The 24,598-nt window shown below is 70.4% G+C and carries 24 protein-coding genes and 1 tRNA gene; 24 read left to right on the top strand and 1 reads right to left on the bottom strand.

The features are described 5' to 3' along the window. Nucleotides 1–308 precede the first annotated feature (308 nt). The 23 genes from B4E30_RS03300 to B4E30_RS03190 all read left to right on the top strand — a co-directional run bounded on the left by B4E30_RS03300 (nt 309) and on the right by B4E30_RS03190 (nt 22,790). Nucleotides 309–512, top strand: coding sequence for a hypothetical protein (locus B4E30_RS03300; protein WP_286793474.1), 204 nt, complete (start codon nt 309–311; stop codon nt 510–512). 238 nt (nt 513–750) lie between these two features. Then, nucleotides 751–1,815, top strand: coding sequence for an ArdC-like ssDNA-binding domain-containing protein (locus tag B4E30_RS03295; protein ID WP_286793473.1), 1,065 nt, complete (start codon nt 751–753; stop codon nt 1,813–1,815). Continuing rightward, on the top strand, nt 1,815–2,720 hold the full coding sequence (locus B4E30_RS03290; protein WP_286793472.1) for a bifunctional DNA primase/polymerase: 906 nt from the start codon (nt 1,815–1,817) through the stop codon (nt 2,718–2,720). The genes B4E30_RS03295 and B4E30_RS03290 overlap by 1 nt, the downstream gene beginning before the upstream one ends. Further along, on the top strand, nt 2,717–3,355 hold the full coding sequence (locus B4E30_RS03285) for a DUF2637 domain-containing protein (RefSeq protein WP_286793471.1): 639 nt from the start codon (nt 2,717–2,719) through the stop codon (nt 3,353–3,355). Before B4E30_RS03290 ends, B4E30_RS03285 begins: the two co-directional genes overlap by 4 nt. Continuing rightward, nucleotides 3,352–3,774, top strand: coding sequence for a hypothetical protein (locus B4E30_RS03280; protein WP_286793470.1), 423 nt, complete (start codon nt 3,352–3,354; stop codon nt 3,772–3,774). The genes B4E30_RS03285 and B4E30_RS03280 overlap by 4 nt, the downstream gene beginning before the upstream one ends. An 81-nt stretch (nt 3,775–3,855) precedes the next feature. Continuing rightward, the gene (locus tag B4E30_RS03275; RefSeq protein ID WP_286793469.1) at nt 3,856–4,713 is read left to right on the top strand and encodes a hypothetical protein; all 858 of its coding nucleotides are present in this window, start codon (nt 3,856–3,858) and stop codon (nt 4,711–4,713) included. Next, a complete protein-coding gene (locus B4E30_RS03270) occupies nt 4,710–5,786 on the top strand; it encodes a ParB N-terminal domain-containing protein (RefSeq protein WP_286793468.1) in 1,077 nt (358 codons plus the stop codon). Before B4E30_RS03275 ends, B4E30_RS03270 begins: the two co-directional genes overlap by 4 nt. A gap of 72 nt (nt 5,787–5,858) precedes the next feature. Beyond that, nucleotides 5,859–6,545: a hypothetical protein gene (locus B4E30_RS03265; protein ID WP_286793467.1), complete on the top strand. Its 687-nt coding sequence runs from the start codon at nt 5,859–5,861 to the stop codon at nt 6,543–6,545. A gap of 17 nt (nt 6,546–6,562) precedes the next feature. Then, nucleotides 6,563–7,732: a M23 family metallopeptidase gene (locus tag B4E30_RS03260; RefSeq protein WP_286793466.1), complete on the top strand. Its 1,170-nt coding sequence runs from the start codon at nt 6,563–6,565 to the stop codon at nt 7,730–7,732. Then, nucleotides 7,732–7,998: a DUF6112 family protein gene (locus tag B4E30_RS03255; protein ID WP_286793465.1), complete on the top strand. Its 267-nt coding sequence runs from the start codon at nt 7,732–7,734 to the stop codon at nt 7,996–7,998. The genes B4E30_RS03260 and B4E30_RS03255 overlap by 1 nt, the downstream gene beginning before the upstream one ends. An 80-nt stretch (nt 7,999–8,078) precedes the next feature. Beyond that, nucleotides 8,079–8,348: a DUF6112 family protein gene (locus B4E30_RS03250; protein ID WP_022883069.1), complete on the top strand. Its 270-nt coding sequence runs from the start codon at nt 8,079–8,081 to the stop codon at nt 8,346–8,348. Nucleotides 8,349–8,388: 40 nt separating this feature from the next. After that, on the top strand, nt 8,389–9,801 hold the full coding sequence (locus B4E30_RS03245; RefSeq protein WP_286793464.1) for a conjugal transfer protein TrbL: 1,413 nt from the start codon (nt 8,389–8,391) through the stop codon (nt 9,799–9,801). 3 nt (nt 9,802–9,804) lie between these two features. Further along, nucleotides 9,805–11,265, top strand: a complete 1,461-nt coding sequence (locus B4E30_RS03240; RefSeq protein ID WP_286793463.1) for an SCO6880 family protein — start codon at nt 9,805–9,807, stop codon at nt 11,263–11,265. 51 nt (nt 11,266–11,316) lie between these two features. Then, nucleotides 11,317–12,105: a hypothetical protein gene (locus tag B4E30_RS03235; protein ID WP_286793462.1), complete on the top strand. Its 789-nt coding sequence runs from the start codon at nt 11,317–11,319 to the stop codon at nt 12,103–12,105. After that, the gene (locus B4E30_RS03230; RefSeq protein ID WP_286793461.1) at nt 12,102–13,610 is read left to right on the top strand and encodes an ATP-binding protein; all 1,509 of its coding nucleotides are present in this window, start codon (nt 12,102–12,104) and stop codon (nt 13,608–13,610) included. Before B4E30_RS03235 ends, B4E30_RS03230 begins: the two co-directional genes overlap by 4 nt. Nucleotides 13,611–13,738: 128 nt before the next feature. Continuing rightward, nucleotides 13,739–16,714, top strand: a complete 2,976-nt coding sequence (locus B4E30_RS03225; RefSeq protein WP_286793460.1) for a hypothetical protein — start codon at nt 13,739–13,741, stop codon at nt 16,712–16,714. 138 nt (nt 16,715–16,852) lie between these two features. Then, nucleotides 16,853–17,821, top strand: a complete 969-nt coding sequence (locus B4E30_RS03220) for a DNA-processing protein DprA (RefSeq protein WP_286793459.1) — start codon at nt 16,853–16,855, stop codon at nt 17,819–17,821. Nucleotides 17,822–17,911: 90 nt separating this feature from the next. Then, nucleotides 17,912–18,472: a hypothetical protein gene (locus B4E30_RS03215; protein ID WP_286793458.1), complete on the top strand. Its 561-nt coding sequence runs from the start codon at nt 17,912–17,914 to the stop codon at nt 18,470–18,472. Next, a complete protein-coding gene (locus B4E30_RS03210) occupies nt 18,469–20,265 on the top strand; it encodes a type IV secretory system conjugative DNA transfer family protein (RefSeq protein WP_286793457.1) in 1,797 nt (598 codons plus the stop codon). Before B4E30_RS03215 ends, B4E30_RS03210 begins: the two co-directional genes overlap by 4 nt. 50 nt (nt 20,266–20,315) lie before the next feature. Further along, entirely contained in the window at nt 20,316–20,786 is a 471-nt protein-coding gene (locus B4E30_RS03205; RefSeq protein ID WP_286793456.1) for a single-stranded DNA-binding protein, read from the top strand. 13 nt (nt 20,787–20,799) lie between these two features. Further along, a complete protein-coding gene (locus B4E30_RS03200; RefSeq protein ID WP_286793455.1) occupies nt 20,800–21,411 on the top strand; it encodes a hypothetical protein in 612 nt (203 codons plus the stop codon). After that, nucleotides 21,392–21,607: a helix-turn-helix domain-containing protein gene (locus tag B4E30_RS03195; RefSeq protein WP_286793454.1), complete on the top strand. Its 216-nt coding sequence runs from the start codon at nt 21,392–21,394 to the stop codon at nt 21,605–21,607. The genes B4E30_RS03200 and B4E30_RS03195 overlap by 20 nt, the downstream gene beginning before the upstream one ends. Beyond that, entirely contained in the window at nt 21,600–22,790 is a 1,191-nt protein-coding gene (locus tag B4E30_RS03190; protein ID WP_286793453.1) for a tyrosine-type recombinase/integrase, read from the top strand. Before B4E30_RS03195 ends, B4E30_RS03190 begins: the two co-directional genes overlap by 8 nt. Before the next feature lie 234 nt (nt 22,791–23,024). Here the strand turns inward: B4E30_RS03190 and B4E30_RS03185 are convergent. Continuing rightward, nucleotides 23,025–23,098: transfer RNA gene (locus B4E30_RS03185), tRNA-Pro, on the bottom strand. A 199-nt stretch (nt 23,099–23,297) separates the two neighbouring features. Between B4E30_RS03185 and B4E30_RS03180 the strand changes: the two genes are divergently transcribed. After that, nucleotides 23,298–24,598 (top strand): MFS transporter (locus B4E30_RS03180; RefSeq protein WP_286793452.1); only part of this gene is annotated, 1,301 nt, incomplete at its 3' end.

Here is a 24,598-nt window from a genome sequence, read left to right as displayed (position 1 = left end):
CGCGATTCCAGAGCGCAGTCGGTTCAGCTCAAACAGTCGCGCTGAGCATCCACTCACAGGTCGGATGGCAGAACTCGGCCGGTGCAGACGAGACAAACGCCTCGGTCGTGTGGACGCGGGTCATTCAGCTCAACGACCCCAGCGACACAGTGTGCGCGTACCTGGACCTTACCTACTACGGGTACGGGACAGCGTCAGGGTGGACCTGCGCGTGACTCCACATCGTTCCCGACAGCGATGAAGAGACCCCGAAGCTGTGCGGCTTCGGGGTCTCTTCATCCGAACTCTGTAGATCGGCGCGCAGTGGGGTGACTAGATACCGCACGCGCATCCCGCGATCAGCGCGAACGCTCCCCCACGGGCGGTACAACCAGATCACGCACCGACGCAAGAAGCCAGGACACTCGATCGGCTTCGGCGACCAGCAGACGGAGCGCGACAAGGGCCCGCAACTTCGCCGAACGCTGCTTCAACTGGCTCAAGCAGTGGCGGGGCATCGCGATGTGCTCTGACAAGCTCGCCCGCAACTACCGTGTCGCGACCGGCCTCACCGCCACGTCGCGACCAGAGCCGCGGCGACGCATAGCGACACACGTCGCCGCTGTCGTAACACCGCTTGACGGCACTGAAGGGACGACCTCTCGGCACCTGGAAGACCCCCGGGGATTGGCGCGCTCTGCGGGAACTCCCTGGCGTACCTGCTCATCGATACCTCGCCTGGCTCGGGCGAGGTACGCGAAAGGAGCAGCCATGGCCTCGGAGCAAGACAGATCGACCCAAGAGGTGAAACTTGATGAGATCCACGCGCGCCTCGCGACAGCTGTTGAGCAGCTGGTCTCCGGGGATGACTGGCGGCAAGCGATGGGGTTCGCCGCTCGCTTTCGATCGAGGTCGTTCAGGAACACGCTGCTGATCTGGGCTCAGCACCGTGGCACCTTCGAGAGTGGGCTCGTGACCGAGCCCGAGCCGACGTATGTCGCCGGGTACAGGCAGTGGCAGTCGCTTGGCCGTCAGGTGTCGAAGGGACAGCCGGGCTACATGATCTTCGCGCCGGTGACGGGTCAGTTCGCGTCCTTGACGCCGCACGATCCAGAGTCCTGGCGGCGACTCAGCAGGTTCGAGAAGCCCCGCCCCGGCGAGGCGGTCCGCTCGCGGATGGTCGCCGCGCGAACGGCCCATGTATGGGATGTCTCGCAGACCTCGGGCGATCCGATTCCCGAGCGGCCCGTGCCGCGGCTGCTGGAAGGCGACGCGCCGACGGGGCTATGGGCGGGACTGGCGGCGCTGGTTGAGGCGGATGGGTACCGGGTGCTGAGGGTCGAGCACGAGGGAATGATCGGCGGCGCGAACGGCCTGACCGACTACGGGGCACGTACTGTCGCTGTGCGGTCGAACATGGCTGCGGCCGCGCAGGTGAAGACGCTCGCGCACGAACTCGCCCATGTCCGCCTCCACGGCCCCGGCAACCCGGATTGGGCGGGGCACCGTGGGATCGGCGAGGTCGAGGCGGAGTCGGTCGCGTTGATGATCGGCGCCGCGCATGGCATCGACACCGGTTCATACACGATTCCTTACGTCGCAGGATGGGCGGGGACGGTCGCGGACAAGAACCCCGCCGAGGTGGTGCACGCCACCGGCGAACGGGTGCGGAAGACAGCGGGTGTGGTTCTCGACGCACTCAACACGGTTCAGCTCGGCGACGGGCTCCCGCCTGGTCTGACCCGCGTGAAGACACGACCTCATGCCGAGCGGATACCGTCGGCACCGTTCGGGCAACGCCGTTCAGAGGTGGGTGGCGCGGCGAGGAGTCTGTGATGGACCCCGCGCGTCTGTTCGCCGCTGTTGCGGGGATGCCGCTGCCGGACGCCGCAGCGCGGATCGCTACGGGCGGGGTGCCGGTGTTCCCATGCGTACCGGGTGGCAAGCGCCCGCTGGTCGAACACGGTTTCCATGAGGCGACTGCGGCGGCGCGGCAGGTCGCCTCATGGTGGCGGCGGTGGCCTGCCGCAAACATCGGTGTGCCAACCGGCGCGGCGTCGGGCGTGGAGGTGGTGGACGTGGACCGGAGGACCACCTCGTCAGGATTTGCCGCCTTCGACCGCGCCCAGAAGGCGGGGCTCGCGGGCGGATGGTCGGCGCTGGTACGCACGCCGTCAGGCGGGATGCACGCCTACTACCCGGACGAGCCGGGACGGCCTCAGCGGTCGTGGCAGGTGGCCCGCGCGCATCTGGACTTCCGTGGGACTGGCGGTTACGTCATCGTGCCTCCCTCGACGATCCCGGTGGCGGAGCATCTCCTGGGCACGTACGAGCTGATCAGCGGACCACAGTCCACCCCCGGGCCGATAGACGCGTTGGCGTTGCGAGATTTCCTCACCCCACGCCCCGAACACCCGTTCCGGCCGGATGGTGGGTCACGGGCCCAGGATGCGCGCCGGCTAACCGTGTGGGTCGCTGCGCTCCGGGAGGGCGAACGTAACCGTGGGCTGTTCTGGGCCGCGTGCCGTCTCGCAGAGACCGGCGCCCCACTTGTGTCGGCGCTGGACATGCTGGGGCCAGCGGCGGAGCACGCCGGGTTGCCACCCAGCGAGGTGTTCACCACGATCCGTTCCGCCTACCGCACCGTCGGCGCCACCTCCCCTCGGACTGGCATCGCCGTCGCACCGCGCAACGATGCGCAGCGCAGAGCGGCACCGGTCAGAGGCGGGGTGCTCTCATGATCGACGAGACACGGTCATGGGGTCAGCGGGGGGCGGTGGTTGTCGCGGTCGCGGGGACGGTGCTGATCGCCGCGGGCGCGTTCTGGCTCTCGTTCACCGCTCTGGCCGATCTCGCCCGTCGTTCTGGGGTCGCTGCAGGGCAGGCGTGGGCGTGGCCGATGATCGTTGACGGGCTGATCGTCGTGGCCACCGTCGCAGTCGTGGCCCTCGCGGGCCGACGCACGGCCTGGTATCCGTGGTCGCTGCTGGCTGGTGGTGCGCTGATCTCAGTCGCCGCGAACGCCCTGCACGCGATCGTCGCCGCCGACGCGGATGTGCCCGCCGTGCTGGCTGCGTCCGTCGCCGCCGTGCCGCCGCTGGTGCTGCTGGCGTCCACGCACCTGACGGTCGTGCTGGTCCGCTCCCGACCTGCCGATTCCGCCTCGGAGCCCGAGGCGGTGGCGGACGTCCCGGACCGGGGCGCCTCGGAGCCGGTGGGGCGGCGGCGGACGGCGGCGCGACTGCGAGAGGAGGGCTGGTCGAACAAGGCGATCGCCCGTCATCTGAAGGTCGCACCGTCGACGGTCGGCCGCTGGTTCGCAGCGACGCCGACCGTACCTGATGTGCAGGAGAACCCGAAGGACCTGACCCCATGAGCAAGCACACCGTCACCCCATCGTCCGCGCCCCGCACCTCCGCCATCTACCTGCCGCGTAGCGAAGCTGCAGAAGCCTCCGAGGTGTCGGAGCTTGCCCGGCACAGGGACCCGTCTCTGACCGGCGTCGCACGGACGGCGGCGCGGCGCCCTTCTGGGGTGGACTGGGTACGTCCGAGCGAGCTGCTGACATCACGGTCGGGGCGGATCGCGGGGCTCGGGCTGGACTTTCAGGCGGAGCTTGCCCGCCGCGCCCGGCGGCTGCCGGTGGGGGCGACCCTAGCGACCGGGCGTGGTGTGCGCCAGGCCGCCGCGGGCTTCAGCGACCGGGCGCGCCGGTTGCCGCCGGTGTCGGCGTTCGGTCGAGGAGCCGGAGCGCGGTTCTCGTGGACGTCTCGTTCCGGGATCGGGTTGGGGTGACTCATGTACGCCCCCGACAGGAGAACGCGGACCGGGCCTGCCTGCGGCCGTGTGCGCACCTCCTGTTCAGGAGGTGCCGGAATGCGACCAACAACAGCCCGTACGGCGCGGGATCGTTTCGAAGACTCTGAGGCGCTGCGTGCCCTGCTGAACCGCCTGCACGACGCGGGCCGCGACGCGTGGCGCACCGACCCGGAAGCTGCCGCGCTGATGCGGCACGCGGCGCAGAGATACGGGGCGTTGGCGAAGAAGCACGGTTTGGACCCGTGGGAGGCGGCGTCGGCAGCGTTCGAGGCAATGCGCGGCGCTGCCACGCGACGGGCGGATGATCCGTGGGCGGTGGTGACGCGGGCGGTGAAGGTGACCTGCGTCGGTGAGGAGCGCGGCAACGGGCTGCTCTGCTCCGTCCAGCGGGCCCGTCGACCCCGCTATTCGGTGTTCCACGATGCGGAGCGGTTCAGCGACCGGGAGAACCCGCTGTCCGACTACCACCCTGCGTTCCACGTCGACCCGTTCACCGACACCGACGAGGAACCACCGGATGAAGCCGTAACGGTGGTAGATGTGGGCTCGGCGGTGGAGGACACGATCGCGTTGCTCTGCCTGCTCGGCTGGCGGCCGGACACGGCACGCGCCGCGGTGGAGTACATCACAGCCCGGCTCGCGCAGGCACCTTCTCGCTCCTCGGCGTTCGAGGCGCTGCGGCGGGACCGCCAGGCCCGCGCCCTCCTCGACCTCCCCGCCACGTCCTGGACCGGTCTGCTGCGGGTCGTACTCGGTGTGCCCGACTCTGCCCTCGCGCACACGAACGCGGGCCGTGGGGTGCTGCTGCGACTGCTGATCGGCGAACCGCTGCGGGCCCTGCTCCTGGACGACGACCTCGTGCTGGCTACGGGTCTCGCAGCCCCAGGGATCGATCCGGGACCGGAGGAGCCATGAGCACACCTGCCGGACATATCGAGCTGGAACGCACCGTCGAGTCGATCGTCGTCGGGGCTCGGCACCGCCACGAACTCGGGGACCTCGCCCCACTGGTCGAGTCGATCCGCCGGGGCGGCCTCCTGCAGCCCATCACGATCACCCTTGAAGGGCATCTGATCTGCGGCGCTCGACGGTTGGCTGCGATCAAGCAGCTCGCCTGGAAGACCGTGAACGTGTGGGTGCGGTCCGGGGTCTCGGACCGCCTCGGGCAGTTGCTGGCGGAGCAGGACGACAACCTCCTCCACAAACCCCTCACCCAGCTGGAGGCCGCCGGCCTCTACCGGGAGCTCAAAGCCCTGCTGGCCGAGGATGCCGCTCGTCGCCAGGAAGCCACCCGGTTCCGGCCCGCCGACGACGCGGGAGAAGACGGTCCCGGCAAATTGCCGGGACCGTGGGACACGCCCTCCGGTGAGGCGCGCGTGCAGGCGGCGAAGATGGTGACCGGGCGGGATTCTCACAAGTCGCTGGAACGCATCGGCCGGATCGAAGACCTCGCCGCCGACGAGTCCCAGCCCGACGCGGTGCGCCGTCAGGCCGCCGAGGAGATCGCACGCCTTCGCGCAGGCGGGAGCGTCCATCCTTCGCATCTGCGGGTGAACGCGGAACTATCCCTCGCCGAACTCGACCACCTCGCCACCGACCAAACCCAGCCCGCCGAGCTACGCGAACGCGCTCGGGCCGAGGCTGCGGCCGTACGGGACTCCGAGCGCGCAGCGAAGGCCGCGGAGCTGGACGCGCTGGCAAAGGCGGCGCTCGCCCGCGTGAAGGCCGCGAAAGCCACCGGCCGCAAGGGCCGTCGGCCGGTGCTGACGGCGGTGGAGACGGGTGAACCGGTGCCTTTCCCGCTGAGCGTGTTCACGGCGACCTGGGACGACATGGTCTCCTGGTGGACCCACTACGACCCTGCCCTGGTCGGCCCGGCGCTCACCGATGAGCAATGGGACCGGTTCGAGCAGACCCTCTCCGGCACCATCGCGTTCGCCGACGCCGCACGCACGGCCCGGCAGGCCCGGGGCGAACAGAGCGCCTGAACCAGTGGCTGTGCAGGTGCACCTACCCAGCGACACGACCCCCTGTCGCTCGCCTGGAAGGGAGATTCGCGCATGGACCCTGCTGCCGATCGTCGCCGCCGCCGTCTGCTGATCGCCGCAACCGCCGGAGGCCTTGCCCTGCTGATCCTCGTCGGCGTCGGAGTCTACGGACTCCTCCGCGGCCCGGCCACACCCGAACCCGAGACCGTCGACCGGCCGTCCCCGTCCGTGACCGCAAACCCGGGGCGGCCGGAGACTCCGGCGCCTGAGGCGGTGTCACCGCTCGGTGGCCCGGAGGCGTTCGCCCGCAACGTGGCCACGGCGCTGTTCACCTGGGACACCGCGTCCGGGTATGGTCCCGCCGACTACGCTCAGGTGCTCGCGGATGTCGCCCACGACTCCGAGGCGGATGCACTGGTCGCCGACGTCCGCGCCTACCTCCCCACCGCGGAGGCGTGGATGCAGTTGCGGCAATACCAGACCCGCCAGCGGCTGACCATCGACGATGTGTTCGTTCCCGACGCGTGGGAGACCGCGATCGCGCAGGCCGCGCCCGGGCAGATCCCCGACGGGGCGGCCGCGTACACGATCACCGGCACCCGGCACCGCGACGGCATCTGGGACACCACCCCGGCCGAAGCATCCCGACCGGTGGCCTTCACGGTGTTCATGACCTGCACGCCCCCGAACTCGGGACGCAGCGGGGCGGGGCTGTGTGAGCTGCTGCGGCTGTCCGAGCTCGACCACCCCCTCCGCTGAGAACCGGTGTCGTTGTGATGCGGAAACTGGGTGTCCTGCTCGTCGCGGTGCTGTTCTTCGCGCCCTCGACGGTGCTCCTCGGCGTCGCCACCCTCCTGAACCCTGCCGCGACCGCGACCTGCCCGCCCGGCTCCCTGCTGGTCGGCCCGATCCCCGACTCGCTGACCACCACCACGCGGGACGGGGCCACGGTGACGCTGAACCGCACCCAGCTCACTCACGCCGCCACGATCATCATCACCGGCGGCCAGACTCCCGGGGTCGGCAGGACGGGTGTGGTGATCGCGTTGATGGCCGCGCTCACCGAATCTGGCCTGCGGATGCTCGCCAACACCGGCGCGTATCCCGAGTCGGCGGACTACCCCAACGACGGTGACGGGTCCGACCACGACTCGCTGGGTCTGTTCCAGATGCGGCCCGCATCTGGGTGGGGCACCGTGGCTGAGCTCATGGCCCCGCAGTATCAGGCCCGCGCGTTCTACGGCGGCCCGTCCGGCCCGAACTACCCGTCCCCTCGGGGTCTGCTAGACATCCCCGGCTGGGAGGGCCTGGACCCGGGTGAGGCGGTGCAGGCGGTCGAGGTGTCGGCGTACCCGGACCGGTATCAGAACTACCAGCCCATCGCCGAGGCGATCCTCACCGCCCTCACCCGCCCCACAGGTACCGGGAACGGGTCGGGTGAGGCGCCGGTGGTGCCGGAGACCACCCAGCTGGTGTTCCCGCTGCCGGAGGGGGCCTGGGTGCGGACCAGCGGGTTCGGGTGGCGTGTGGACCCGATGACCGGGGAACGGGCGTTCCATGCAGGGTCCGACTTCGCCGCCGCGGACGGCACCCCGATCCTCGCCGTCGCCGACGGGGTCGTCGTGCACGCCGAGTACACCGGCAACTATGGCGGCCTGGTCATCATCGAGCACACCGTGAACGGGGAACGAGTCGCGTCTTATTACGCCCATATGTGGGAGACCGGCATCCACGTCACCGAGGGGCAGACGGTCGCCGCGGGGCAGCACATCGGCGATGTCGGCTCCTCCGGCAAATCCACGGGCCCGCACCTGCACCTGGAGATCCACCCCGGCGGGCAAGGAGCCGATCCGGTCGACTCCGACGCCTGGCTCACCGAGCACGGCACCGAAGGCGTCGCCGCCAGCGACACGGCGCTCGCCACCTGCACGGCCGGAGGCGCCTGATGGACGTGTTCCCCGACTTCGACGGCGTTGGCGGCGCGGCCGAGCTGCAGTCCATCGTCGGCGCACTGCTGACGTTCGTGCTCATCACCGCCGTCCTGATGCTCATCGTCTGCGCCATCGTCTGGGCGATCGGCTCCGCACACGGCAACTACCAGGCCGCCACGAAGTCCCGCACCGGCCTATGGGTGTCGGTCGGTGCCGCCGCCCTGGCCGGCGCCGCGGTCGCCTGGATGAACTTCCTCCTCGACCTCGGCACCCAGCTCTGATCGGCCCGCGCGCGTCCGCTGGATGAGCGTCGCACACCAGACGAGCGAGAACCCCGTCTCGTCACCGTCAAGGAGCAATCGTGATCGACATCGACCCCAACTCGTCCGGCCTCCCTGGGATCGAGCAACTGCGCATCATCGTCGGGGCCGTCATGACAGTCGGGCTCATCCTCAGCGTCCTCGCACTCATCATCTCGGCGATCGTGTGGGGCTTCGGTGCCAACAGCTCCAACCCCCACCTCGCCAGTCGCGGCAAGGTAGGCGTGCTCGTGAGCTGCGGGGCGGCGATCATCTGCGGCGCCGCAGTCACGCTCATCAACTTCTTCTGGGGCGTCGGGCAGGCTGTCTGATGACCACCCGAACCGCGTACCTCCGGCGGAGGTGGGTGCGGTGAGTATCTGCGATGTCCCGGTCATCTCCTCCGTCTGCGACGCCATGGGCGAGGGGGCTGCCTCCCTCGTCGCCGCCCCGTTCGACTGGCTCGGGCAGGCGATGGCAGGAGCGGCCGCGTGGCTGTTCGAGGCCGTGTGGACCGTGTTCGACACGGCCACCCTGGTCGATGTGACCGGCGCCGAGTACGTCGGCGTCTACAACGTGCTGTTCGGCGTCGCGATCTTCGTGATGCTGATCTTCTTCTGCCTCCAGCTCATCACCGGCCTCATCCACCGCGACCCCACCGCCCTCTCTCGCGCCGCCCTCGGGCTCGCCAAGAGCGTCCTCGGATCGTTCCTCGTCATCACCCTCACGGCGCTGCTGCTGGAGGTCACCGACCAGCTCGCGGTCGGGATCGTGCAGGCCACCGGGAACTCGATGGAGACGATGGGCACCCAGATCGCTCTCCTCGCCACAGGGCTCGCGGGCATCAACATCGCCGCTCCCGGCGTCGGCGCGATCCTCACGATCTTCCTCGCCGGCCTCGCCATCAGTGCGGCGGCGATCGTCTGGTTCTCTCTGCTGATCCGCAAAGCCCTGCTGTTGGTCGCGGTCGTGTTCGGCCCCATCGCCCTGGCCGGTGCGACATGGGATGCGACCAAGGGCTGGTTCGCCAAATGGGCGGCGTTCGTGATCGCCCTGATCTTCTCCAAGCTCGTGCTGGTCGTGATCTTCCTCGTCGCCATCGGCCAGGTCTCCGCACCCATCGAAGCCGACCTCGCCTCCATCAGCAACCCCATCGCTGGCGTCGTGCTCATGTTCATCGCCGCGTTCGCCCCGTACATCACTTACAAGTTCCTGTCGTTCGTGGGCTTCGACATGTACCACGCGATGAGCTCCGAGCAGGAGGCCAAGTCAGCGCTCAACCGGCCCATCCCGATCCCGTCCACCCCGTCCGCCGACAGCGCCAAGAAGGTGCTCGACGGCGGAGCCGCCCCCGGCGGCAGATCGGGCGGGTCCGGTGCAACCCACGCGCCAGCCTCGGCCGCAGGCTCAAGCGCGGCCACGGCTGGAGGCGGGGCCGCCGCATCCTCGACCGGAGCCGGTGCAGGAGCGAGCGCGGGAACCGGCACCGCGGGGGCAGGCGCGGCGGCGGGGCCGGTCGGCGCGGCGATGGTCGCGGGCGCCGCAGTCGTCAAGGGTGCCGCGACCGCCGGGCCAAAGCTCGGCGGCGCTGTCGGCGGGACCGCCGAGAGCCACGCGGGCGCGGCGGCCGAGCAGACATCGCCACCGCGCGTCCCACCGGCGCAGGCCAACCCTCCGGCACGGCCCGCGCCGTCATCCGCGTCACCGCAAGCTCCGCCGCCCTCGGCGCCGCGCCGGTCGGACCCGACGCCTCCGCCGTCGTCCACGCCGTCCGAGAAGGAGTGACCGATGACGACGAACACCAACAGCGACTACCCGCTCGCCCCGGTGCAGTTCTCCCGCCTCACCAAGCGCGGGATCATGCTCGGCCTGTCCTTGCCGCAGCTCGTCGTCCTCGGCGTCGCGATCCTCGCCGTCGTCGCCTCCCTCTACACGGGCGGCGGGATGGGACTGGCATGGACCTCGCCCCTCTGGAGTTCGGCGGCGCTCGTGGCGGTGATCCCCGCCGGCGGGCGGAAGATCATCGAGTGGGTGCCGATCCTCGCCCGCTGGGTCGCCCGCACCTACCTCGGGCAGCTCATCTACCGGCGCCGGATCATCAAGCCCCGCCCCGCCGGAACCCTCGCCCTGCCCGGTGATGCGGCGGCGTTGCGGGAGTGGGAGGACCCCGAGACCGGGGCGGCGATGATCCACGACCCGCACGCCCAGACGATCACCGCGATCCTCGGCGTCTCGCATCCGGCGTTCGTGCTCCTCGATCCGGGCGAGCAGCAGCGCCGTGTCTCCGGGTGGGGCCGCGTGCTGGCCGCTACCTGCCGTTCGGGCAGGATCGCCCGGATTCAGGTCTCCGAGCGGACCCTTCCGGACTCCGGCTCTGGCCTTGCCGAGTGGTGGCGCACCCACGGCACCAATGACGGTTCCTGGGCCGCGACCACCTACGCCGAGCTGATCGAACGTGCTGGCCCCGCCGGGGAACGACACGCGACGACCATCAGCCTCGCCCTGGACATGAAAGCCGCCGCCCGGCAGATCAGAACCTCCGGCGGCGGGATGCGAGGGGCTGCCGTGGTGCTCCGTCAGGAGATGACTACCATGACGACCGCGTTGCGTGCGGCCGAGCTGACCTCGACCGGGTGGCTCACGCCCGGCGAGGTCGCCGTGATCTTGCGTTCCGCCTACGACCCCGCCGCCGCGCCCGCCTTGGAGCGTCACGGTGCGCTCGGCCGTGACCTCGCCACCGCCGGCCCGGTCGCGGTCACCGAGACCTGGGACAGGTTACGGTCGGACTCCGCGTTCCACGCGGTGCTGTGGATCAACGAATGGCCTCGCTCGCAGGTCTTCCCCGGCTTCCTCGCCCCGCTCGTGCTGTCCAACGGCATCCTCCGAACGCTGGCCTTGCACTACACGCCCGTCCGGGCGGACCAGGCCGCCAGGGACCTGCGGAGGAAGAAGACCGAGCTCATCTCCGACGCGTCCCAACGCAGGAAGATCGGGCAGGTCGAGGACGCCTCCGCCTCCGCCGAGCTCGATGACGTGCTCCAGCAGGAGGCCGACCTAACCGCCGGACACGGCGTCCTGCGCGTGTCCGGCCTCATCTCCGTGTCCGCGCCAACCGTCGACGAGCTCGACGCCGCCGTGGCCGCCGTTGAGCAGGCCGCCATCCAAGCGTCCTGCGAGACGCGCAGGCTCGTGGGTCAGCAGGCGGTCGCGTTCGCCGCCGCAGCGCTGCCGCTGTGCCGGTCAGTCTGAGCCCGTGCACCTGGCAGACAGCCCAACCCCCGCGACTGTGAGGAGCCGATCATGCCGACCTTCGATGACCCCCGCAAAGATGCCGCCGAGGCATATGAGGCGCTACGAGGCCTCGCCCACGCCTCCCGCGCCTTCACCGACCCGGCCGACACCTACACGGTGATCGGCGACCTGCTCGGCGGGGTGCGGTCACTGCGGCAGGTGCTCGATCAGCTCGCCACGACCCACACTGCCAACCGCGCCCGCGCCTACGACGACGCGGGAAGCCAGGCTGCCGGCGCAACCGCTGCTCTCTCCGCCGCCGATGAGCTGCACCAGGCCGGTACCCTGCTCGATCAGGTCGAAGCCCGGCTGGATGCGGCCTCCCAGCACTCGGGGCGCATCGCCTGGCACCCCGCCGAGACGAGCGAAACACCGGTGCGACGGTGGATCAGCGTCGCGTTCCTCGACGGCGCCCATGCCGACAAAGTGCTCGACCTCATCCACGCGGCAGGCACCGACGCTGCGATTGAGCACCTGGCCGGGTACGACTACGGCGAGGACACCGTGCGCGACGCGCTCGCCAACGGCTACGTCTACGACAACCCGCCGCGCGGAGCACTGGACCGGATGGCGACCAAAGACGTCTACACGCTGACCTACAGCCCGTTCCTCGGGCACGTCTCGCTGCTGCGCGAGTACGACGCCGTGCCCGACCCGGCGGTCCTCGGCATCGACACCGCTCAGTCCCTCGCCCGTAGCGTCGCACGGGCACCTGCCCGTGCCGCACGTGTGGAGGCGACGGACTGGTTCGCTCGCGCCCCGCACACAACATCGCCCGGCCAGGGCCTGTCGCTGTGAGCGGGCCGGAGGAGGGCCGGCTGCACACCAGCATCCTGGTCGGCCCGCAGGGCGAGCGGCGCCGGCACCGCAAGGCACGCCAGAAAGCCGCCGCCCAGGTCGAGACCGAAGCCCGGCAGGTGCGCAAGGACGATGCGAAGGCCAAGTGGGATGCGGAGCAGGCCGAGCGTCGCGCAACGACCTACCTGCCCGCCAGCGGTGAACCGGGGCCGGCGGCGCTCCGCACGCCCGGCAGGTTTCATCTCCCGAAGCACCAGGACACCTCCGCAACCCTCGCCGGGCAGTACCCGTTCCTGGCCGAAGGCGGCCTTGGCTCTGACGGGGTGTTCGTCGGGCAGGACCTCTACTCGGGCGGCAGCTTCGTCTACGACCCGTGGACCTTGTACCAGCGGGGCCTCATCACCGCCCCCAACGTTGTGCTCGCCGGGATCGTCGGTTCCGGCAAGTCGAGCCTGGCGAAATCCCTGTACACGCGGTCGCTGCCGTTCGGTCGCCGCGTCTACGTCCCCGGCGACCCCAAGGGTGAGCACACGGCGGTCGCAGAGGCCGTCGGCGGGCGGGCGATCATCCTTGGCCACGGGCTCCGCAACCGCCTTAACCCCCTTGATGAAGGACACCGCCCCTCCGCAGTGTCGGACGCCGCATGGGCGATCCAGGTCGCCTCGCGTCGCCGCGACCTGATCGGCGCACTCGCGGAGACCGTGCTGGACCGATCACTCTCGCCGCTGGAGCACACCGCCATCGACCTCGCTCTGCGAGACGCGGTGCGCAATGCCGAGGTGCCGATCCTGCCGATGGTCGTCGACCGCATCCTGAACCCCAGCGATGAAGACGACGAGGACGGGCGGCTCGCAGCGGACGGGCGCCTCGTCGGCCACGCCCTGCGGCGCCTGGTCGCCGGGGACTTGCAGGGCCTGTTCGACGGCCCCTCGACAGTGCGATTCGATCCGTCGCTGCCGATGGTGTCCCTGGACCTGTCTCGCGTCGCGGAGAACTCGACGCTCATCTCCGTGCTGATGACCTGCTCCTCGGCATGGATGGAATCGGCCCTCTCGGATCCCGCCGGCGGGCAGCGATGGGTGATCTACGACGAGGCCTGGCGCTTGATGGCCTACCCGTCGCTGCTAAGACGGATGGATGCCCAGTGGAGGCTCGCCCGCCACTTCGGGATCGCCAACATGCTGATCTTCCACAAGCTCTCCGACATCGACAACGTCGGCGATCAGGGCTCCGCGATGCGGGCGCTCGCCTCGTCCCTGCTGGCGAACGCGGAGACCAGGATCGTCTACCGCCAGGAAGCCGATCAGCTCGGCTCCACCGCGCTCGCCCTCGGGCTGACCGGCACCGAACAACACCTCCTCCCGAGCCTCGGCACGGGGCAAGGGCTCTGGCGCATCAAGGACCGCTCCTTCGTCGTCCAGCACCAGCTCCACCCCGCCGAGCTCGCCGCTTTCGACACGACCGGACGCATGAACGGGCAACTCCCGCAGGTTCACGAATCCTGAACCCCCGCGCGCTCAGGACTCGCTCGGGCGGGTGAGGCGGGGCGCACCTGCTGGCTGGACGGCTTTCTCGCCGTCCGTTCACCGAGCCAGGAGGACAGCTCATGTCTGCATCGCCACTATCCCCTCCCGTGAGCCGGACGCACCCGCCGGGCAGCCTGTGGCGTCACATCGCCCCGCTGCTGGTTGTCCTCCTCGTCGCCGCCGGCTCGATCGTCCTCGGCGCCTCCCCGGCGCACGCCGGCAGCCACGGCGCCGGATACGACGAAGGCCTCGGGTTCCTCGGCGCGTACAGCACGGATGTCGACGGGCGGCAGGCATACTGCATCGACCTCGGCGCCGCCGCCCCGTTCGGCCAGACCTCCGGGCCGCATACTGTGGGCTCGCTGGACTCGCTTTCGCGGCAGCAGCTCGCGGAGCTGAACTACGTCCTGGACAGGTGGGGGCAGTCGGGCGATCCGAATATCACCGCGGCAGTCGCCCTGTACGTGTGGTCGGTCGCCGACCCCGGCGTCTACAACAGCCACGGCATGTCGGGCGATGACTACTACGTCGCCCGCGCCCCGTCCGCGGTGCGAGGCACGATCCTCGGCAACCTCGCGGTGATGCGGCAGGAGGCCAGCGTGAACGCGGTCACTGACCCGTCGCTGACCCTGGCCCTGTCGATGTCGGACCAGTACGCCGGAACTCTGACCGTCGCCGCGCACCCCGCGTCGCTGCAGGGCACCGCGACGCTCACCGACGCGGTGTTCGCAGGCGAAGGTTCCTCCCGCACGGTCGGTGCCGGGCAGTACGGCATCACCGGCACCCCGGCGGACGGCGCTGCCTCGTACCGGATCGAGGCGTCGATGAGCGTGGCCGCCGCCGGGTACGGCGCAGCGGTCGACCTCTACACGACGCCGGGCGCGCAAAGGCTCATCGCGGCGGTCGCCGGTTCCTCCACCGGCCTGTCCGCGCAGGCGCAGACGCCGGTGATCGAGCTGGACTTCCAGCCCGAGGTTGGCACGCAGGTCGCCTCCCGGTTCGTGGCCGAGGGCGACGCCTTCGTGGACGAGCTGGCGGTCACGGTGACCGAAGGAATCTGGATCCGAGTTGGCGGTCAGCCGGTCGAGGTGACCGCGGTCGGCACCCTCTATGGGCCGTTCGATGAGCACCCCGTCGAGTCCGACGCCCCGCCGGCCGGCGCCCCGGTCGCCGGCACCGAGGAGGTCGTGCTGACCGGGCCGGGCTCCTACACGTCGCCGGGCACGATCACCGCCCCCGAGTCGGGGTTCTACACCTGGGTCTGGGCGATCGACAAGAACGCGCAGGGTGAGACGGGCAAGTATCTGACGGATTCGTTCACCGACAGGTTCGGGAGGGTCGCGGAGACCTCGGTGGTGCCGTTCCAGCCGCACGCGGTCTCAGAAGCTGACCAGCACCTTGCCGTGCCTGGCGACGCGCTGACCGACACGATCACCGTGTCCAGCTCGAACGGGGCATGGCTCAGGCGCGACGGGGCGTTCATCCCCGTCGTGTTCGAGGGCACCGCCTATCAGGTGCCCGGCACCCTGCCCCCGGCCCGGGACGGCGCCGTGCCCGCCGGCGCGGTGCCGCTGGGCGCGGTGACGGTCACGGCGGACGGCCCCGGCGTCTATACGTCGCCGGCGGTTGTCGCACCAACCGGCGGGTTCCTGACGTGGGTCTGGGAGGTGCGAAAGAGCACGCAGCCGGAGTGGGTGCGCGACTACCTCGCCGCCGATTTCACCGACGACTATGGCATCCCGGTGGAGACGACCTCCGTCCGCTGGCCGATCACCACGACCTCGCTGATGCGGGAGTACAACGTCCACCCCGCTGGGCGGGCGTTCGACACGGTGACGGTCACCGGGTTCCCGACCAACCACGGCGAGTTCACCGGCGACGGCTACTGGGACGCCGATCTCGACAAGCTCGTGCACACCGTGTACGGACCGTTCACCACCGACACCGGGCTCACCGATGACCTCGACCTCACCGGCGCCCCGGTGCTGACCTCGATCACGACGCCGGCTCGGAACGGGGTCTGGCGGCTTGGGTACACCGACGCGGATCGGATCACCCCGACCGAGCCCGGCTACTACGTCCTGGTCACCACCTTCGAGGGCGATGACCGCGTACAGCCCTACCAGTCGTCCCCGGCGGACGTGCTGGAACGCTTCTACGTCCCACCCACCCCGGAGGTCGAGCTACCGGTCACGGTCATCACCCAGGCCACCCCGGCGGCACTCGTCGGCGAGCCGTTCGGGGACACTGCACTCGTCCAGGGCTCGATCCCCGAAGGCGCCTCGCTCGTGTTCCGCACCTACGGACCCCAGCCCGCCGACCAGACCCCGGCGTGCGAGACGGCGTTCTTCGAGTCCGACCCGATCCCGGTCACCCGGCCCGGCGTCTACACCTCACCGACCACGACCGTCACAACGGCGGGGAACGTGTACTGGGTCGAGACCCTGTACGACGCCACCGGGGGCGTGCTCGTGGAAGGCGCCTGCGGGGCACCCGGCGAGACCACCGTCATCAGCGAGCAGCCCGAGACGTTGACGGTCACCACGACCGCGGTCGCGACGGTCGCCCTCGGCGAGCCCGCGCACGACGCCGCGAAGGTCACCGGGACCGTCCCCGACGGGACGACGCTGGTGTTCGAGGCGTACCGGCAGGACAGCGACAAGGCGACCTGCACCCCGGAAGAGCTCGTCTTTACCTCCGACGCCCAGACCGTCATGGGTCCAGGCGAGTACGTCTCCGAGGATGTGGTGTTCGAACAGGTCGGGACCTACTACTGGGTTGAGACGCTGCACGGCCCGGACGGCACGGTGCTGCACCATGGGTTGTGCGGGGCGCCCGATGAGACCACGACGATCACCCCGGTGATCGTCCCGCCCGGCAGCCCGGAGTTGCCACCCGGGCTCGCGCTGACCGGCGGTGGGGACTGGTTGCTGCCCGTCGGGATCGGCGCAGGGGTCTTCACCCTTGCCGGGCTCCTCACCCTCTGGTTCGGGCGGCGCCTAGCGCTCCACCGGGAACGCACCAGCTACGTCCGTGAGGAGGACCAGGACTTCCACGACCTCATGGACTCCACAAACCGCTGACCGGCGGCACCCCAACCACGGTCAGCTTTCCCAGGGAGGGCGCGAACCCTGGCCGGTTCGTGCCCTCCCACCTCGTCCGCCGCAGCTGGCGGGGTGGGCGGGTGCACCTCTCAGGCACAGCACCCGCAGGAGGCCCCCATGCCCGACACCCCCGACGACGCACGCCTGACCCTCGCGATCGCATCCGAGCCCGGCGACCGGATCACCGGCACACTCCTCGCCGCCGTCGGCGCCACCGAGACCCTCCGGCTGATCACCTCCGACACGCCGCTGCCGGGTGTCGTCGACCCGGTCGAGGGCGGCATCTGGCGGGGACGCCTTGCCCCGCGGCTCCCGGCGGCCGGCGGTGTCGACCGGGTGCGGGAGCACACCGACCGGCTCGGGCTCTGCCTCCTCACCCCGGGCGCTGCCGGGTGGCCCGAAGGGCTGTCCGATCTCGGCGTGCTCGCCCCGCTTGCCTTGTGGGCCAAGGGCGACATCGGGGTGCTGACCAGTTCGCTGGGATCCCGTGTCACGATCGTCGGTGCGCGCGCCGCGACAGGATACGGCGAGCACGTCGCCACCGAGTTCGCCACCGACCTGGCGGGGTTGCCGCGGGTGGTGGTGTCTGGTGGGGCGTATGGGATCGACGGCGCCGCGCACGGCGCCGCGCTCACCACCCGCCCCGGCTCCACCATCGCGGTCCTCGCAGGCGGCCTGGACCGCAACTACCCGGCCGGGCACCAAGAGCTTCTCTCCCGGGTCGCGGAGTCAGGTGCCGTGCTCTCCGAGCTGTCGCCGGGTGCGGCGCCGACGAGGTGGAGGTTTCTGCAGCGGGGCCGGCTGCTGGCCGCGATCTCCGCCGCGACCATCGTCGTGGAAGCCGGGTACCGGTCCGGGTCGCTGCACACCGCGGCCGAAGCCCACGCGCTCGGACGACCGGTCGGCGCGGTCCCCGGCCCGATCACCTCCGCGGCATCCGCGGGATGCCACCGGCTCTTGCACGAGAAGATCGCGACCGTCATCTCCAGCGCGAGCGATATCGCCGCTCTCACCGACCCGCCCGCACCGCCCGACGCACCGGCGCGCACGGCACCGGCCGCGAGTCCGCTCGCGTGGACCCTCTGACCGGGCGCCGACGGGCCGGGTGCACCTGCCGGACATGATCACCCCGCCGCGCACCGCCTGCCCCTCCATCGACTGCAGGGGTTGCTGCTGATGCCGCGCCCCCGATACCGGCGCGACACCGACACGCCCACCGGAGTGGAAGTGCCCGTGGTGCTGCCGCTGGTCGTGATGACCGTGACCAGCGATGACACCATGACCGTCACCGTCGACGGCGCCCCGTTCCTCCCGGCGCCGTTCGCGCCACCCTGGCAGCGCGGGTCATTCGCGACGATCCTCGACCAGCTCACCGCCGGCCATGCGACCCCGCTGCGGGTGGAGGTCCGTGAAGCCGACGGGGCCATGTTCACAGACATCATCACACCCACCCGCAAACGCACCCCACTGCCGCCGCCACCGGGAGCATCCGATGGGCTTGTCCGGGAGGCGGCTGCGCCTGTGCCGGCGGTCGGCGAGCTGGCCGTCCTGCACGGTGCGGGGTTCGTTCCCGGTGAGGATGTCGCTGTCGCGGTGATCATCGCCCACTCCGACGCCGCCCCGGACGGTACCGCCCGCGGCCTCCTCACCCGTGCGCAGCTGTCCGCGAGCCCCACGGGCGAGGTGATCCTGTTGGGCCGGGTCTCCGGAACCTTCACCGTCGGTCACCCGCAATGAGCGCACCGCGTCACGCCACCTCTCTCGGGGACGAGCTGTCCAACATCGGCATCGGCATCCTGATCGGCGCCGCGATCCTCGCTGGTATCCTTCGCGCCGCAGGGTCCATCGCCGCTTGGGCCACCGGCATCCCGCAACCCGCCGGAGGCATCGACGCGGGGCTCGTCGTGCTGCTGAACCCCGCGGACCCGGCCGCCGCGCTCGACGCCCCCGGCCTTCACCCCGTCGCGTACTGGGTCACCGCAGGCATACTCCTCGCCCTCGCCGGTGCTATCGGGTGGTCGGTGTGGCGGGCGCTGCGCGACCACGGCCGGCAGACAAAGGCGGACCCATACCGGATCGCGGGGATCGCTACCCGAGCCGACGTGACCCGGCACGCGTCCGCCGCCGCGCTGCTGCGCCGCGCCCGCCACCTGCGCCCCGCCCTCCCCCGCCCTCGACCGGAGGACGTCGGGTACCGGATCGGCACCTCTCGCGGGAGCGAGGTGTGGGCGTCGGTCGAAGACAGCATCCTGCTGATCGGCCCGCCCCGCTCCGGGAAAGGCGCGCACATCGTCATCAACACGATCCTCGACGCTCCCGGCGCCGTCATCACCACCAGCACCAGACCCGACAACCTCACCGCCACACTCCACGCCCGAGAGCGCATCGGGCCGGTCGCGGTGTTCGACCCGCAGCACCTCGCCGACTGCATCCCCGCCGGGCTCCGCTGGTCGCCGATCCGCGGATGCGAGGACCCGCTGACCGCGATGATTCGCGCCACCGGCCTCGCCGCCGGCACCGGCCTCTCCGCAGGCGGTGTCGAGGGTGGAGGGTTCTGGGAAGGCAAGACCCGCACCGCCCTCCAAGCCCTCCTCCACGCCGCAGCCCTTGACCACCGGCCACCCGCCGAACTGTTCCGGTGGACCCTCGACCCCGCAGCAGCAGCCGACGCCGTCGCGATCCTCACCACCCACCCCGGCGCCGCGACCGGATGGGCCGACTCGCTTCAGGCGATGATCGAATCCGACCCCAGAACCCGCGACTCCATCTGGCAAGGCGTGTCCCTCGCCCTCGCCGCCCTCGCCGACCCCCGCGTCCTCGACGCCGTCAGCCCCGGTGAGGGTGAGGGATTCGACCCGGAAGCGTTCCTCCACGCGAAAGGAACCCTCTACCTCCTCGCCACAGGAACCGGAGCGAACAACTCCGCCGCCCTGGTCGCCGCGTTCATGGAAGACCTCGTCGAAGCAGCCCGCCGCCTCGCCGCCCGCAGCCCCGGCGCACGCCTGGACCCACCCGTGCTCCTCGCCCTCGACGAAGTCGGGAACCTCGCGCCTTTGCCCTCACTGCCGACGTTGATGGCGGAGGGAGGCGGCACCGGGATCACGACCATGCCCGTGCTGCAATCGCTTGCCCAAGCGCGGGAGAAATGGTCGGAGAACGCCGCCTCCGCGATCTGGGACGCGTCGATCGTCAAGATCATCCTCGGCGGAGCATCCAACAGCCGCGACCTCCACGACCTCACCACCCTCATCGGGGAACGCGACGAGACCACCGACTCCACCACCATCGGCGACCACGGCACCCGATCCGCGCAGCGATCCATCCGCCGCGTCCCGATCATGCCACCCGGCACCATCCGCACCCTCCCGTTCGGCACCGCACTCGTACTCCTACGCTCCGCGCCACCCATCGTCACCAGGCTCCGCACCTGGACCACCCGACCCGACGCGAGACAGCTTCGCGTCGACCGCGACCGCGTCGAGGCGATACTGCGGTGTCCCCCGGCGGAAGGCACGAGCGCACCTGATTGACATGAGCGTCCCGGAGTGGGTCGCCGCCATTGCTTGGAGGGAGGGTCGTCATGGCGATCCGCACACAGGAGTCGTTCTCGGGGTTCATCGCTTCGGAACCGCAACTCAGCCAGACGTCGAGAGGCGAAGCACGGTTCTACTCCAGGGTCGGCCAGGAGCACTACCGGAAAGAGTCGGACGGGTCGTTCACGGAGCTGGAGACCACGTTCCACGACCTCGTCGCCTACCGCGCCACGGCCGAGCGCGCCCATGAGCGGTTCGCCAAGGGCGACAGCTTCGTCGCGGAAGGCTACACGCACACGTTCGAGGATGACCGTGACGGACGGGCCGGCGAGGAGTTCGTCGCCAAGAGGATCGGCCATGACATTGCGCGCACGCTCTACGACGTCGACCGCGTTCCCCGTTCCACCCGCAGTCCGCAACACGACGCGACAGCTGCCTCGGTGACACGAGGGGTCACCGACGACAACGCACCGCGACGGTCCTCACCGAGCCCCGCAGCCTCGGCGCCCGGGCTCTGAACGGAGAGGAGTCATGGCACCGATCGACCACGCCCCCGCACCGGACGAACCCGAACCCGCGCCGATACACATCGACGACGCCCGTGAGCGTGAGTCCGAGCTGCAGGTCGAGCCGCCACACCCGATCAACTGGAACCTCCTCGCCGCGGAGGAAGCCGAAGCTGAATGGCTGGAACTCAACCAGTGGGTCAACTGGCTCCGCAGAACCTACGGCCTGCCCGCCGCGGTGGTCCCTCCGTTGTGGCATCGTCACCCGGAACTCGTCTGGGAGCTGTCCGCCCTGCACCTGCACTGGCTCTGCGCCTACGACCCCGAGCAGAACGGCTCCGCGCCCCTGGGCTGGCACCGTGACTTCGCCGACGCCCGCCAGAGACTCCGCGACTGGACCGCGACATGCGGCAGCCGCCTGGACAAGGACCGGCCCACACGGCAGACGAGCTGGCCCGGCGAGGAGCCCGGCCCGCCCGTCGATGACCGGCCGATCACCGATCGCGACGGAGACTTCATCCAGTTCGTCCTCGATGATGTGACCGCTCGACGCCAGGCCGAGGAGGACTTCTATGCCGGTCTCGGGGTCGACCCGGACACCGGCGAGGTGCCGGGCGATGACGAGCCAGACACCTGACCGTGGCATCGGCGAGGTCGAGCCGTTGTGGTGTCCGAAAGACGCCGCCGAGTTTCTGAGCGTCTCCCAGGCCACGCTCTCGCGGTGGCGTCGCGAGAAGGTGGGGCCGCCGTTCGTGCAGGTCGGCGGTGTCTACCGCTACAGCCCCGTCACCGTGCGCGCCTGGGTGCGCGAGCAGGAGTCCGCGCATGGCTGACCCCCGCAATCATCGGATGCCGCCGGTTGGCGTCAAGCTCACCACCGACGTCGAGCGTCGCGTCGACGGGTTCCGCGCCCGCGTGAGGTGGACCGACCCTTCGACCAAGAAGCGCGTCGGCCGAGTGACCCACGTTCGCACCGCGGAGGAGGTCGAGGAGTTCTTCGAGCAGATGCGCGCCGCGACCGAGACCGGCAACGACACCACCGTCACCCTCGCCGACTACGCCGCCACGATCGGCGACAGGTGGCAGCGAGGCTTGGACCCCACCTCCACCGCCGAGCTGTACGACACCGGACTCCGGCTCCGCGTCCTGCCCGCGCTCGGACACATCCGGGTCGCGAAGATCACGGCCGGAATGATCGACCGCACCATCGATGGCTGGGAAGCAGAGCACTCCGCCTCCACCATCAAGAACTCCATCGCACCCCTGGTCCGGGTGCTCGACGAGGCCGTCCGTGACGACATCATCTCGATCAACCCCGCCAAGCACCGCGCCCGCCGCAACCTCGGCAAGCACGTCACCCACACCACAGGGGCACTCCGCCAGTACGCCCTCCCGGACCTTCCCACCTTGCAGAGACTCGCGACCGCGTGCGGGAAGGTGCACCAGTCGTATTCCGATCACGTCATGCTCGCAGCCCTCCTCGCCGCCCGCGGATCCGAGGTCGCAGGGCTCCGGGCCGGGGACGTGGACTGGGGCAACCGGATCGTGTGGATCAGACGACAGCACTACCCCGGCAAAGGCGGCCTCGTCATCAAACAGACCAAAGGCCGCAGAGACCGCCCCGTCCCGATGCTCGACGCCCTCGAACCCATCCTCGAACGCCTCACTAACGGCAAGGAGCCCGACGACCCGCTCCTGCGCGGGCCGCGTGGTGGCGTGCTCACCACCGCCACCGTCCGCGACGCCACCCACTGGGACGACCTCGTCGCAAAGCTCGGGTTCGACAACCTCACCCGACACGGCCTCCGTCACACCGGAGCGACCTGGATGGCCGACGCCGGCATCGCCCTGCACGTCCTCCAGGAGATCCTCGGGCACCAGTCGATCGAGACCACCAAGGGCTACCTGCACCCCGACCACCGACACCTCGCCGAAGCAGCCCGACAGGCCAACCAGTTCCTCTCCGCAACCCCCACCAGAAGGGACACCACCCGCCGCACCGGACCCCGCCTGTGACCGGCTTCAGAACCCCGCTCCGACCCTCCCGAAAGGGGCCGGAGCATCGCCCTGCGCGGATTCTGGTCCACTCCACGGGCACCTTCTGGTGCACTTCGCGGGCGACGACGCGAACCGGGATTGGTCCACTTCGACGGCGACCGGATCGAGCAGATCAAGCGAGTGGACCAGCCAGTGACCATCCCCAGAAACGACGAAGCCCTGGTGAAAGTTGCCTCTCACCAGGGCTTTTTGTCGGGATGACAGGATTTGAACCTGCGACCCCTTGACCCCCAGTCAAGTGCGCTACCAAGCTGCGCCACATCCCGTTGTTTAGTTTTCAGGCCACCGCGCCGCTCTAACTCACCTGACCCCCAGTCAAGTGCGCTACCAAGCTGCGCCACATCCCGGAGTCCGGACCGCAATCCGAACAACTCCCCTATCCTAGCCGCAACAGCAGCCCGCTGCGAACCACGCCGACGCCCGGGCGTTGCACCGCCCACCGTGCCCGCGAGTAGCCTCGACGGGATGGCTGACGACACCGGGACGGCACGGCTCGCGCCGCGGTCCGTAGGCGCCCTCGCCGGCCTCGTGCTCGCCACGGTCGGCACGGCCCTCCCGTTGTCGATGGCGGCACCCACGCTCTCCACCACCGCCGAGCTCTTCGGCACGACAACCGCAGACACCACCTGGGTGCTCACCACGACGCTCATCGTCGCGACGGTCTCCGCACCGGTTATCGGCCGGCTTGGCGACAATCACTCTCCGGGGCGCATCCTGCTCTTCGTCCTTCCGATCATCGCGCTCGGACTCTTCCTCGCCGGAACCGCGGCGACCCTCGCCCAGCTGATCTTCGCCCGCGCCCTGCAGGGTCTCGCCGGCGGCGTGCTTCCCCTCGCACTGTCGCTGACGCAGCGGATCGTGCCACCACGCCGCCGCGCGCTGTGGGTCGGGATCCTCGCCAGCACGTTCGCCTCGGGAACGGCCCTCGGTGCGGTGCTGGCCGGTGTGCTCGTCAACGCCTATGGCACTCCCGCCCTGGCATGGCTGCCGCTCGCGATCGTCGTCATCGCCGAGGTCGCGCTCCTCGCCTTCCTCCCCGCCACGCCCGCGTCGGGCAGCCGACGCCTGCACGTGCGCGCATCCCTCGCGCTCGGAGCGGGGGGCGTTGCCCTGCTCCTCGCGATCACGGAGGCCCCGAAGCTCCCCTCCCCGCTCGTGACCGTGCCGCTGCTGCTTGCGGCGGGGCTTGCGGCCCTCGCCGGCTGGGCGCGTACCCAGTACCGCGGCGACACGCCCCTGTGGGATCGCACCGCCTGGCGGCGTCGTCGCTCACTCGTCGCGGCGCACCTCATGGCGCTCCTCGGCGGTGCGGCACTGTTCGCCACGTTCGTCGCCCTTCCCGCGTTCGTCGAGTCGGACGACGGCCTCGGGCGGTCGGTCGCGATCGGCGGGGCACTCCTTCTCCCGGCAACAGCGGCGATCGCCGCCGTCGGACCCCTCGCAGGACTCTTGCGCCGACGTCTCGGAAGGCGCGGGACCGCCCTGGTCGGCGCGGCCGCGGCGACGACCGGGGCGACGCTGCAATGGATGGCCCCGCACGAGATCCCCGTCCTGCTCGCGGGCTCCGCGCTGCTGGGTGCCGGAGTGGCCGTCACGTTCGCCGCGGCGCTGACCGTCTCGATCGAACTCGCCTCGGCCGACGACGTGGCCGCCGCATCCGCCCCGAACATCGTCGCTCGTCAGCTCGGCGGCGCACTCGGGGCCGGGACCGCCGGCGCCGTCCTGGCCGCGTCCGCGACCGGCACCCGATTCGACGCAGCGTTCGG

It is taken from the genome of Microbacterium sp. UBA3394 (assembly GCF_002358725.1).
GTDB classification, from domain to species: Bacteria; Actinomycetota; Actinomycetes; order Actinomycetales; family Microbacteriaceae; genus Microbacterium; species Microbacterium luteum.
Note: the sequence above shows the minus strand (reverse complement) of the source record. Positions and strands in the feature narration are given on the sequence as shown.

Bases quoted from the DNA above. Each gene is read 5' to 3' on its own strand.
- B4E30_RS03295 (WP_286793473.1), top strand. From the start codon at position 751: ATGGCCTCGGAGCAAGACAGATCGACCCAAGAGGTGAAACTTGATGAG.
- B4E30_RS03240 (WP_286793463.1), top strand. From the start codon at position 9,805: ATGACGACGAACACCAACAGCGACTACCCGCTCGCCCCGGTGCAGTTC.
- B4E30_RS03200 (WP_286793455.1), top strand. From the start codon at position 20,800: ATGGCACCGATCGACCACGCCCCCGCACCGGACGAACCCGAACCCGCG.
- B4E30_RS03260 (WP_286793466.1), top strand. From the start codon at position 6,563: ATGCGGAAACTGGGTGTCCTGCTCGTCGCGGTGCTGTTCTTCGCGCCC.
- B4E30_RS03215 (WP_286793458.1), top strand. From the start codon at position 17,912: ATGCCGCGCCCCCGATACCGGCGCGACACCGACACGCCCACCGGAGTG.
- B4E30_RS03190 (WP_286793453.1), top strand. From the start codon at position 21,600: ATGGCTGACCCCCGCAATCATCGGATGCCGCCGGTTGGCGTCAAGCTC.
- B4E30_RS03285 (WP_286793471.1), top strand. From the start codon at position 2,717: ATGATCGACGAGACACGGTCATGGGGTCAGCGGGGGGCGGTGGTTGTC.
- B4E30_RS03255 (WP_286793465.1), top strand. From the start codon at position 7,732: ATGGACGTGTTCCCCGACTTCGACGGCGTTGGCGGCGCGGCCGAGCTG.
- B4E30_RS03270 (WP_286793468.1), top strand. From the start codon at position 4,710: ATGAGCACACCTGCCGGACATATCGAGCTGGAACGCACCGTCGAGTCG.
- B4E30_RS03210 (WP_286793457.1), top strand. From the start codon at position 18,469: ATGAGCGCACCGCGTCACGCCACCTCTCTCGGGGACGAGCTGTCCAAC.
- B4E30_RS03195 (WP_286793454.1), top strand. From the start codon at position 21,392: ATGACGAGCCAGACACCTGACCGTGGCATCGGCGAGGTCGAGCCGTTG.
- B4E30_RS03280 (WP_286793470.1), top strand. From the start codon at position 3,352: ATGAGCAAGCACACCGTCACCCCATCGTCCGCGCCCCGCACCTCCGCC.
- B4E30_RS03290 (WP_286793472.1), top strand. From the start codon at position 1,815: ATGGACCCCGCGCGTCTGTTCGCCGCTGTTGCGGGGATGCCGCTGCCG.
- B4E30_RS03275 (WP_286793469.1), top strand. From the start codon at position 3,856: ATGCGACCAACAACAGCCCGTACGGCGCGGGATCGTTTCGAAGACTCT.
- B4E30_RS03205 (WP_286793456.1), top strand. From the start codon at position 20,316: ATGGCGATCCGCACACAGGAGTCGTTCTCGGGGTTCATCGCTTCGGAA.
- B4E30_RS03265 (WP_286793467.1), top strand. From the start codon at position 5,859: ATGGACCCTGCTGCCGATCGTCGCCGCCGCCGTCTGCTGATCGCCGCA.
- B4E30_RS03235 (WP_286793462.1), top strand. From the start codon at position 11,317: ATGCCGACCTTCGATGACCCCCGCAAAGATGCCGCCGAGGCATATGAG.
- B4E30_RS03220 (WP_286793459.1), top strand. From the start codon at position 16,853: ATGCCCGACACCCCCGACGACGCACGCCTGACCCTCGCGATCGCATCC.